We start from the raw sequence: 9,923 nt of genomic DNA, 5'->3' as shown, positions 1-9,923 counted from the left end.
TGCGGGCCGGTTCGCCGCCTGCGGCGGGGGCGGCCTGCGGCCGCGTCCTCAATCTCCCCCAGCTACCGCTGGGAGGTGCCCCCAGGACGGGCTGGTTTTGCCGGCTGTAGTCCGCAACCTGCGGCATTTCAGCCCGTCCGGCGTTTGAGGACGCTCCTGAAGGGAGCTCCCGCCGCAGGCGGCAACGGTGAGTCACCAAGAGCTGTCCGGTTCCTCCGGTTTCGCCGCCCGCGTGCGGCGTCGTACCAGCGCGTACGTGCCCAGCGCCGTGAGTGCCGCGGCCGCCGCTGCGCTGCCCGCGCTCACGGCGACCAGGGTGCCGGTGCTCATCCCGGAGGAGTCGGAGTCCTCGTCCTGGAGTGCGGCCTCGCTCGTCTTGTCGACGGCGTCGTCGTAGCTCTTCGGGCCGGCGCAGAAGTCCCGGTTGCCGGGGTCCATCTCGGGCACCACGGTCAGCTCGACGGTCTCCACCGGCTTGCCCTCGCCGTGGTCCTTGAGGGCCACCGGGTACGTACCGGGGGAGACGTCGCAGAGGACGACGGCCGCGGCCATGGCGTACTCCCGGCCGTCCTTGCCCACCCGGAACCGCTTCGCCTTGATCTTGATCGTCTTGGCGAAGGCGGGGGACTCCAGCGTCACATAGCCGTTGTTGTCGTCGAGCGTTCCGTCGTCCACCGTCACGGTGAAGGTGGCCTCGCGCCCCCGCTGCGTGGGCTTCTGGCCGGTGACCGTCCAGGACGGGTCGTCGGCCGAGGCGCCGGGGGCGGCTATGAGAACGAGCGCGGCCGCAGCCGCGCTCGTGAGGGCCGTACGGGCTCGGGTCGTCATGCGGTGAGGATATCCACCGCCCCACGGCCCCCCGCGGACAGGGATCAGGCGACCGGGGCCGCCTCCTGCTCCGCCTCCACCTGCTGGTTCCACTCGCGCTTGGACGCCTGCCAGCCGTCCTCGTTGTGGCCCAGGCGCCAGTAGCCCGAGATCGACAGCCGCTCGCGCGGCACCTCGCGCTCCACGCGCAGCAGGCGGCGCAGCTCCTTGACGAAGCCCGCCTCGCCGTGGACGAACGCCTGGACGTCACCGGGCGGGAAGTCGAGCGAGCGCACCGCCTTGACCAGGGCCTCGCCCACCGGGGCGCCGTCGCGGTGCAGCCAGACGACCTCGACGCCCTCGGGCAGGTCCAGCCGCTGCTCCTCCCGGGCGTCCGCGATCTCCACGAAGGCGTGCACCGGAACCCCGGCCGGAACCCGCTCCAGGGAGGCGGCGATCGCGGGCAGCGCGCTCTCGTCACCCGCCAGGAGGTGCCAGTCGGCGGCCGGGTCGGGGGAGTAGGCGCCGCCGGGACCGAGGAAGAAGATCTCCGTGCCCGGCCGCGCGGAGAGGGCCCACGGGCCCGCCAGCCCCTCGTCGCCGTGCACCACGAAGTCGATCGTCAGCTCGTGCCGCTCGCGGTCGAAGGAACGCACGGTGTACGTACGGGTGCTGGGCCACTGGTCACGCGGCAGGTCGCGGCGGATCACCTCCATGTCGAAGGGCTCCGGGTAGCTGACGCCGGGCACCGGGAAGAGCAGCTTGACGTAGTGGTCCGTGTGCTCACCCGCCCCGAAGTCCGCGAGGCCCTCGCCGCCCAGGACCACCCGCATCATGTGCGGCGTCAGCCGCTCCGTGCCTATCACCTGCGCGCGGCTGAGCTGCGGCTTCTTCCGAACCGGACGGTCTGCCATGGCTGCTTCTCCCCTGTGGAACGCGCTGACGAGGACACACGGACGGCATCCTGATAAGTAAGGCACACCTAACTTAACAGCTCGTCCGGGCCCGGTGGCTCAGCGGCTCGGCGCTTCAACGGCCCGGTGGTTCAGCGGCTCATCCGGCGAGCACGGTCAGCAGCCGCTGCAGCGAACCGCCCAGCCCCCACTGCTCCGCGAGCGCCTCCAGGGCCATCGGGTCGCGCGGCTCGTCGGGCAGGGCCGCGTCGAAGGGCGGCAGCGGCACGTCGGACGCGACCCGCACCACCTTCGGCGCCACCTCCAGATACGGGCCCGCCTCCAGCAGCCGCTTGCGCTGCGTCGGCGTCAGCTTCGACGCCGGGTCCGCCGCGGCCGCGACGATCCCGGCCAGGTCGCCATGGGCGGCCAGCAGCTTCGCGGCCGTCTTCTCCCCGACACCCGGCACCCCCGGCAGACCGTCGCTGGGGTCGCCCCGGAGCAGCGCCAGATCGGCGTAGCCCGCGCCGTCCACCCCGTACTTCTCCCGCAGCAGGGCCTCGTCGACCGCCTGGAGCGTGCCGACGCCCTTGAGCGGATAGAGCACCCGCACCCCGCGCCGGTCGTCCACCAGCTGGTAGAGATCCCGGTCGCCGGTCACGATGTCCACCGGGCCGGGCGCCCGGCCCGTGAGCGTGCCGATCACGTCGTCCGCCTCGTACCCCGCGGCGCCGACGCGGGCGATGCCGATCGCGTCCAGCACGTCCTCGATCACCGGGACCTGGGGGGAGAGGGTGTCCGGCGTCTCCTCCTCATCAGGCCCGCCCTCGACCTCCTCGGCGACCCGGTGCGCCTTGTACGAAGGGATCAGGTCGACCCGCCACTGCGGCCGCCAGTCGAAGTCCATGCAGGCCACGAGGTCGTCCGGGTGGTGGTCCTGCACCAGGCGGGCGATGAAGTCGAGCAGGCCGCGGACCGCGTTCACCGGGGTGCCGTCGGGGGCCCTGACCGTGTCCGGCACCCCGAAATAGGCACGGAAATACAGGGAAGCGGTGTCGAGGAGCATCAGGCGTCGCGTCACGGGTCGATCATGCCGCATCCCACCGACACACCCCCGGCACTCCGGGGACGGACATGTGAACCGGATCACTGTTCCGTTTGCCCGGATTGATCGGGGGCAGGCGCGGCACCGGAGCGGACCCCGCCGCCGTACGTCGCGCGGCCGGGCACGCGGACCGATGCCGCACCGCTCCACGTCCGGCCGGCTCGGGGGAGCCCGGGCGTCCGATGAGATCGACCCGAGAGGTGTATGTGTCCAGGCTTCACGCCGAGCACTTGTACAAGGTGTTCGGCAAACGACCCGAAGCGGCCGTCGAGCGGCTCGAAGGCGGCGCGAGCCGTGCCGAGCTGCGCGCCGACGGCACCACCGCGGCGGTCATCGATGCCTCGTTCGAGGTGGAGGCCGGCCAGATCTTCGTGGTGATGGGTCTCTCCGGATCCGGCAAGTCCACGCTGCTGCGCATGCTCAACGGCCTGCTGGAACCGACCGCCGGACGTGTGCTCTACGACGGTCAGGACCTGACCGCCCTGTCGCCCCGCGACCTGCGCGCGGTGCGCTCCCGCAGCATCAGCATGGTGTTCCAGCACTTCGCGCTCTTCCCGCACCGCAGCGTGCTGGAGAACGCCGGTTACGGCCTCGAAGTACAGGGCGTGCCGCGCGGGGAGCGCGAGGAACGGGCCGCCGAGGCCCTGGAGCTCGCGGGCCTCAAGGGCTGGGAGACCTCCTGGCCCGACGAGCTGTCCGGCGGCATGCAGCAGCGCGTGGGCCTCGCCCGCGCGCTGGCCACCGACGCCGACCTGCTGCTGATGGACGAGTCGTTCAGCGCCCTCGACCCGCTGATCCGCCGCGACATGCAGGACCAGCTGCTGGACCTCCAGACGCGGCTGAAGAAGACCATCGTCTTCATCACCCACGACCTCAACGAGGCCATGCGCCTCGGCGACCGGATCGCCGTGATGCGGGACGGCCGGATCGTCCAGAACGGCACCGCCGAGGACATCCTCGTCCGGCCCGCCAACGACTACGTCGCCTCCTTCATCCAGGACGTCGACCGCTCCCGGGTCCTCACCGCCGGGTCGATCATGGACGCGCCGGGCGGCTCCCGCACCGCGCGGGAGGTCATCGCCGCCGCGCCCGCCACGGTCGGCGCGGCCACGCCCGTGCACGAGCTCTTCGCCCCCTTCTCGCACAGCGACCACCCCGTCGCCGTCACCGACGAGCGGGGCGAGCTGGCCGGTGTGGTCACCCGCGACCGGCTGCTCTCGGCCCTCGGCGACGAACCGAAGGCGCCCGGAGGGACCGGAACGAAACCGGCCAAGATCAAGGCGGAGGTGACCGCCCGTGCCTAGGCTCCACTTCGGCAACTGGGTCGAGTCCGCCGTGAACTGGCTGCAGACCCATCTCAGTTGGCTCTTCGACGCGATCAACACCGTGCTCGGCGGGGCGTACGACGGCGTCCGCGCCGTCCTCGGCGGCCCCAGCCCGCTGCTCATGGCGGGCATCCTCGCCGTCATCGCCTGGTGGCTGCGCGGGTTGCTGCCCGCCGTCCTCGCCTTCGCGGGCCTCGCGCTCGTCGACTCCTTCGGCCTCTGGGACCGGGCGATGTCGACGCTGTCGCTCGTCCTCGTCGCGAGCCTGATCACCCTGGTGATCGCCGTGCCGCTGGGCATCTGGGCGGCGCGCAGCCGGGCGGTGGGCGGCGCGCTGCGGCCCGTGCTGGACGTCATGCAGACGATGCCCGCCTTCGTCTATCTGCTGCCCGGCGTGATGTTCTTCTCCATCGGGCCCCTCCCGGGCCTGATCGCGACCGTCGTCTTCTCGATGCCGCCGGGCGTGCGGATGACCGAGCTCGGCATCCGCCAGGTCGACGGCGAACTCGTCGAGGCCGCCAAGGCGTTCGGCACCACGCCGCGCGACACCCTCACCCGGGTCCAGCTGCCGCTGGCCCTGCCCACGATCATGGCGGGCGTCAACCAGGTCATCATGCTGGCGCTGTCCATGGTCGTCATCGCGGGCATGGCGGGCGCGGGCGGCCTCGGCGAGGCCGTGTACGCGGCCGTCACCCAGGTCGACATCGGCGGCGGAGTGGAGAGCGGCATCGCCGTCGTCGTCCTCGCCGTCTATCTGGACCGGATGACCGGAGCGCTCAACCAGCGGGTCTCCCCGCTCGGGCGCCGGTCGCTGGCCAAGGCCGCGGCGACGGCGCGCGGCGCCTCGTTCCTGCGCTACCGCCCCGGCACGGCCGTCGCCACCGTCGGCGTCGTGGTCCTCGCGCTCGTCGCGGGCGGCATGAACCTCGCCGGGGGCGACGGCAAGCAGAGCGTCGCGGCGGGCAAGGACGTCGGCAACGGCAAGCGGGTCAAGCTCGGTTACTTCCCCTGGGACGAGGCCGTGGCCACCACCTACCTCTGGCAGAACATCCTGGAGGACCGGGGCTACAAGCCGGACGTCCAGCAGCTCGACCCCGGGCCGCTCTACACCGCGCTCGCCCAGGGACAGATGGACGTCCAGCTCGACTCCTGGCTGCCCACGACCCACAAGCAGTACATGGACCGCTACGGGGACAAGCTCACCGACCTCGGCGCCTGGTACGGGCCCACCTCGCTGGAGCTCTCCGTGCCCTCGTACGTCAAGGGCATCGACTCGCTGGCGGACCTGAAGGGCAAGGGCGCCCTGTTCGGCGGGAAGATCGTCGGCATCGAGTCCAGCGCCGGGATGATGGGCACCCTCAACGACAAGGTGCTCAAGGAGTACGGCCTGGACGGCGAGTACAAGGTCGTCTCCTCGTCGACCTCCGCGATGCTCGCGGAACTCGACCGCGCCATCAAGAAGAAGGAGCCGATCGTCACCACCCTGTGGTCCCCGCACTGGGCCTACGGGGCGTACGAGCTCAAGAAGCTCAAGGACCCCAAGGGGGCCTGGGGCAAGGGCGAGCAGATCCACGCCGTGGCGAAGAAGGACTTCGGCAAGGACTTCCCGCAGATCGCGGAGTGGCTGAAGAACTTCAGGATGTCGGAGAAGGAGCTCTCCTCGCTGGAGGTCGAGCTCAAGAACGGCGGCAAGGGCAAGGAAAAGGAATCGGCCCGCCGCTGGCTCGACGCCCACCCGGGCATGGAGGACAAGCTGGCGCCGGTCCCTCCGGCTGAATCGTGACGCGAGGGGCCGGGACGCGCAGGGGTGGTTCGGGACGTAAAGCGAAGCAGTCCCGCACCACCCCGGAGCGGCACGGCCCCGCACCGTCGTAACGGCGACGAGCCAAATCCAGCCCGTCCGGCGTTTGAGGACGCGGCCGCAGGCCGCCCCCGCCGCAGGCGGCAACGGCGAGATACCGACAACGGCGAGCGGCGCAGCCACCCCGCAGCCAACCCGTCACCCTCGGGTCAAAGACAAAAGCTCCCGCGCCGGCCCCGCCGGCCGCTGCCCCATCGGCCACACCGCCCGCAGATCGCGCCGCAGACGGACCGCCACCGGGACGTCCACCAGCCTCCGCGCCGTGAGTTCCTCGCCCACCGCGAGCTCGCTCAGGACGGACGGGCCCGCCCCGCTGACGACGGCCGCCTTCACCGCCGTCGTCGAGGCGAGTTCGAGCAGCGGCTCGGCGAGACCGCCGTACGCGGCCAGCGCCGCGTCGAGGACCTGCCGGGTGCCGGAGCCGCGTTCGCGGAGGATGAACGGGGTGGCCGCCAGTTCCGCGGGGGAGAGCGGAGTGCGGCGGCGGGCCCACGCGTGGCCCGGGGCGACCACGACGGCCAGCCGGTCGTGGCCGACGACCGCGCCGTCCAGACCGGCCGGCACGTCGAGGCCCTCGACGAAGCCGAGGTCGGCCTCGCCCGCGCGCAGCCGGTCCGCGACGGCCGCGGAGTTCCCGGCGAGCAGGGAGACGGCGGTACCAGGCAGCCGCCCGCGCAGCGCGATCAGCCAGCCCGGCAGCAGATACTCGGCGATGGTCATGCTCGCGGCCACCCGCAGCCGGGAGTCCCGGCGCCCGCGCAGCGCCTGCGCGCCCACGTCGAACGCCTCGGCGGCCTCGACGACCCGCCGCGCCCAGTCGGTGACGAGCGCCCCCGCGTCGGTGAGCCGGGAGCCGCGCGGCGACCGCTCGACGAGGGCCACGCCGAGCATGCGCTCCATGCTGCGGATCCGGCTGCTGGCCGCGGGCTGGGTGATCCCCGTCTCGCGGGCCGCCCGCCCCAGGCTGCCCAGCCGGGCCACGGCGAGCAGCAGCTCCAGCGCCGCGAGGTCGGGCACCCGGTGCGCGAGCGGGCTCCGCACCTCGCCGGTATTCCTCGGATCGCTCATAAACCCAGCTTATGCCCCCATAGACCGATGGCCTCTGGTCGCGCGCAGCGTCACGGGCGACGGTGGAGGCATGACCACGCTCGACCAACCCCGCACCGCCCCCCTCACCCGCCCCGCCCCCGGCGCCGGGCCGGGTCTCCGGCACCTCGGCCCGAACTGGTACGCCGCCGTGATGGGGACCGCCATCGTCGCGGGCGCCGGCACCGCCCTCCCCCTGCGGGCACCCGGGCTGCGCGGCGCGTACGAGGTCGTCTGGGCGCTCGCCGCCCTCGGGCTGCTCACCCTGCTGACCGCCCGCGCCGCGCACTGGCTGCGCCACCCCGACCAGGCCCGGCGCCACCTCGCCGACCCGATGGTCGCGCCGTTCTACGGCTGTCTCGCCATGGCCCTGCTGGCCGTCGGCAGCGTCACGCTCGCCGTGGGCTCGGACGTCATCGGCAAGGACGCGGCCGTGACCGCCGACGCCGTCCTCTGGGTGGCGGGCACCGTGATCGGCCTCGTGGCCGCCGCGGGCATCCCGTACCTGATGGTGACCCGGCACAAGGTCGCGGTGGACGGCGCCTCGCCCGTCTGGCTGCTGCCGATCGTCGCGCCGATGGTGTCCGCCGCGACGGGCCCGGCGCTGGTGGCGCACCTCCCGCACGGCCAGTGGCAGGAGGCGCTGCTGCTGGGCTGCTACGCGCTGTTCGGCATGAGCCTGCTGGCCACGCTGGTCATCCTGCCGATGGTGTTCTCCCGGCTGATCCACCACGGTGCGCTGCCCCTCGCGCTGACCCCGGCCCTCTTCCTCGTCCTCGGCCCGCTGGGGCAGTCGACCACCGCCGTCAACAACGTCGCCGACGCCGCGCACGGCACCACCGCCGCCCCGTACGCCCAGGCGATGACCGCCTTCGGCGTGCTCTACGGCACCCCCGTGATGGGCTTCGCGCTGCTGTGGCTGGCGCTGGCCGCCGCCATGGCGGTGCGGGCCTTCCGGCGCGGCATGGGCTTCGCGATGACGTGGTGGGCCTTCACCTTCCCCATCGGCACCTGCGTCACCGGCGCCGCCGGGCTCGCCCGCCACACCGGTCTGCACGCCTTCAACGGCCTGGCCTACGGGCTGTACGCGCTGCTCGTCGCCGCCTGGCTGGTCGCCGCGGTCTGCACCCTGCGCGGCCTGGTCAGCGGAAAGCTGCTCGCAGCGCCGCGCCCAGCACCCTCGGTGCTTCCGTCAACGACGGCCCGTACCACGTGAGATGACGCCCGCTGACCAGCGCGCACGACAGCCCGGGGAACGCCTCCGGGCCGTCGTCCGTGGTGAAGCGGTACGGCTCGTCCGGCAGGACGACCAACTCGGCGCCGCACGAGGTCAACTCGTCGAGGGGCACGCGGGGATAGCGCTCCGCGTGCCCCTCGTACGCGTGGGCCACGCCGAGACGGGCCAGGACGTCGCCCGCGAAGGTGTCCCGGCCGAGGACCATCCACGGCCGCCGCCACACCGGCACCACGGCCCGTACGGCCGGGCCCGCCGCCCGTAGGCCCACGGCCCGTACGTCCCGCCACGCGTCCTCGGCCTCCGCCAGCCACCCGGGCCGGGCCAGCCCGCACCCCTCCACCAGCACCCGCTCCAGCTCGCCGAACGCCTGCTCCAGGGTGCGCACTTCGGTGACCAGCACCCGCAGGCCCGCGGCACGCAGCGCGGCGAGGTCGGGGGCGCGGTTCTCCTCCTCGTTGGCGAGGACGAGGTCGGGCGCGAGGGCGGCGATCCGGGCCACGTCGGGGTTCTTGGTGCCACCGATCCGGACCACGCCGAGCCCGGCCGGGCGGTCGCACCAGTCGGTGGCCCCGACGAGCAGCCCGGGAGCCGTGACGGCCACGGCCTCGGTGAGCGAGGGGACGAGCGACACCACGCGCCGTACGGCGGGACGAATGGGCATGATCGCAGGGTACGCCTGGTCCGCAACTCCTATGACTGCACCGGCTGGTGCAGTTGGTTCGCCCCGTCCATCCGTCCGCCCGTCCGGCTTGGAACCTCAGCCGTCGGCCAGGGCGCGGCCGAGGAGAGGGAGCAGGCGGTCCCAGTGGCGTCGCAGCGCGGAGGGGTTGAAGGCGTCGGTGTCGGACATGGTGAAGCCGTGGATGGTACCGGGGTAGATCTCGGTGGTGTAGTCGACACCCGCGGCATCCAGGGCCTGGTTGAGCTCGCCCAGGGCCTCGGGCGACAGGTCGCCTTCGGCGAGCCCGAGGTGGACCTGGGCGGTGAGCTCGGAGACGAGGCGGTGCGGGCTGTCGGGCGCGTCGGTGACCAGGAAGCCGGGGTGGAACCCGGCGACGGCGGCCACCTGGCCGGGGTGGGCCGCCGCGGTGCGCATCGCCAGGGCGGCACCCATGCAGTAGCCGATCGCGGCGACCGGTCCGGCGCTCACCTCGGGCTGGGCGGTGAGGAACTTGAGGTAGGCGTCGGCGTCGCGCAGGACGCGCTCGGTGGTGTGCGCCTCGATCAGGGGCATCAGCTGGGCGAAGACCGCGGGCCGCGCCTCTTCCCCGATGTGCTCGGGAAGCTCGATCACCGGCGCCGGTCCGGTCCGGTAGTAGAGGTTGGGGACGAGCACGTAGTACCCGTGCCCGGCCAGTTCACGGGCCATCTCTTCCAGCACGGGCCGCAGGCCGAAGGCGTCCATGTACAGCAGCACCCCCGGGTGCCGCTCGCCACCGTCGGGGAAGGCGGCGAAGGCGTCGGCCCGTCCGTCCGTGGTGGGGATCTGAAGTGTCTTGGTGGGCATGGCGGATCGTCCTTTCCTGGACTGATCTTCCTAGTCGATCACCAGCCGGTCAAGGGCTCGAACTCGACCTGACGGTTGGCGGACTCATCCCACAACCACTCC

Annotated in this window: 9 protein-coding genes; 3 read left to right on the top strand and 6 right to left on the bottom strand. The window is 72.7% G+C overall.

What is annotated here, in order from left to right; genetic code table 11:
• Positions 1 to 192: 192 nt before the first annotated feature.
• The 3 genes from ACWD4A_RS18935 to ACWD4A_RS18925 all read right to left on the bottom strand — a co-directional run bounded on the left by ACWD4A_RS18935 (position 193) and on the right by ACWD4A_RS18925 (position 2,766).
• Entirely contained in the window at positions 193 to 828 is a 636-nt protein-coding gene (locus ACWD4A_RS18935) for a hypothetical protein (RefSeq protein ID WP_451195214.1), read from the bottom strand.
• A gap of 44 nt (positions 829 to 872) precedes the next feature.
• Entirely contained in the window at positions 873 to 1,721 is an 849-nt protein-coding gene (locus tag ACWD4A_RS18930) for a siderophore-interacting protein (RefSeq protein ID WP_451195212.1), read from the bottom strand.
• A gap of 139 nt (positions 1,722 to 1,860) precedes the next feature.
• Positions 1,861 to 2,766, bottom strand: a complete 906-nt coding sequence (locus tag ACWD4A_RS18925) for a 5'-3' exonuclease (RefSeq protein WP_451195219.1) — start codon at positions 2,764 to 2,766, stop codon at positions 1,861 to 1,863.
• Positions 2,767 to 2,987: 221 nt separating this feature from the next.
• Here ACWD4A_RS18925 and ACWD4A_RS18920 point away from each other — a divergent pair, with 221 nt between their 5' ends.
• Positions 2,988 to 4,109: a quaternary amine ABC transporter ATP-binding protein gene (locus ACWD4A_RS18920; RefSeq protein ID WP_451195210.1), complete on the top strand. Its 1,122-nt coding sequence runs from the start codon at positions 2,988 to 2,990 to the stop codon at positions 4,107 to 4,109.
• Entirely contained in the window at positions 4,102 to 5,913 is a 1,812-nt protein-coding gene (locus ACWD4A_RS18915) for an ABC transporter permease/substrate binding protein (RefSeq protein WP_451195208.1), read from the top strand. The genes ACWD4A_RS18920 and ACWD4A_RS18915 overlap by 8 nt, the downstream gene beginning before the upstream one ends.
• Before the next feature lie 216 nt (positions 5,914 to 6,129).
• Here ACWD4A_RS18915 and ACWD4A_RS18910 read toward each other — a convergent pair whose 3' ends face one another.
• Positions 6,130 to 7,059 (bottom strand): LysR family transcriptional regulator, encoded by a 930-nt coding sequence (locus ACWD4A_RS18910; RefSeq protein ID WP_451195206.1) that lies wholly within the window; start codon positions 7,057 to 7,059, stop codon positions 6,130 to 6,132.
• A gap of 70 nt (positions 7,060 to 7,129) precedes the next feature.
• On the opposite strand from ACWD4A_RS18910, the gene ACWD4A_RS18905 reads away from it, so the two are divergent.
• Entirely contained in the window at positions 7,130 to 8,293 is a 1,164-nt protein-coding gene (locus ACWD4A_RS18905) for a TDT family transporter (RefSeq protein ID WP_451195204.1), read from the top strand.
• Here ACWD4A_RS18905 and ACWD4A_RS18900 read toward each other — a convergent pair.
• On the bottom strand, positions 8,220 to 8,975 hold the full coding sequence (locus tag ACWD4A_RS18900) for a helical backbone metal receptor (protein WP_451195202.1): 756 nt from the start codon (positions 8,973 to 8,975) through the stop codon (positions 8,220 to 8,222). The two genes, ACWD4A_RS18905 and ACWD4A_RS18900, sit on opposite strands and share 74 nt — an antisense overlap.
• Positions 8,976 to 9,071: 96 nt before the next feature.
• Positions 9,072 to 9,821 carry a dienelactone hydrolase family protein gene (locus ACWD4A_RS18895; RefSeq protein WP_451195201.1) on the bottom strand — a complete coding sequence of 250 codons (750 nt, stop codon included), beginning with the start codon at positions 9,819 to 9,821 and terminating at the stop codon, positions 9,072 to 9,074.
• Positions 9,822 to 9,923: the final 102 nt, after the last annotated feature.

The sequence above is a fragment of the Streptomyces sp. NPDC002537 genome (assembly GCF_053594975.1).
The sequence above is the reverse complement of the archived record's forward strand: the minus strand, read 5'-3'. Positions and strand labels throughout refer to the sequence as shown.

What these genes read in the sequence shown, in the direction of transcription:
- ACWD4A_RS18935 (WP_451195214.1), bottom strand. Translation starts at nt 828, where the DNA reads ATGACGACCCGAGCCCGTACGGCCCTCACGAGCGCGGCTGCGGCCGCG.
- ACWD4A_RS18930 (WP_451195212.1), bottom strand. Translation starts at nt 1,721, where the DNA reads ATGGCAGACCGTCCGGTTCGGAAGAAGCCGCAGCTCAGCCGCGCGCAG.
- ACWD4A_RS18925 (WP_451195219.1), bottom strand. Translation starts at nt 2,766, where the DNA reads ATGCTCCTCGACACCGCTTCCCTGTATTTCCGTGCCTATTTCGGGGTG.
- ACWD4A_RS18920 (WP_451195210.1), top strand. Translation starts at nt 2,988, where the DNA reads ATGAGATCGACCCGAGAGGTGTATGTGTCCAGGCTTCACGCCGAGCAC.
- ACWD4A_RS18910 (WP_451195206.1), bottom strand. Translation starts at nt 7,059, where the DNA reads ATGAGCGATCCGAGGAATACCGGCGAGGTGCGGAGCCCGCTCGCGCAC.
- ACWD4A_RS18905 (WP_451195204.1), top strand. Translation starts at nt 7,130, where the DNA reads ATGACCACGCTCGACCAACCCCGCACCGCCCCCCTCACCCGCCCCGCC.
- ACWD4A_RS18900 (WP_451195202.1), bottom strand. Translation starts at nt 8,975, where the DNA reads ATGCCCATTCGTCCCGCCGTACGGCGCGTGGTGTCGCTCGTCCCCTCG.
- ACWD4A_RS18895 (WP_451195201.1), bottom strand. Translation starts at nt 9,821, where the DNA reads ATGCCCACCAAGACACTTCAGATCCCCACCACGGACGGACGGGCCGAC.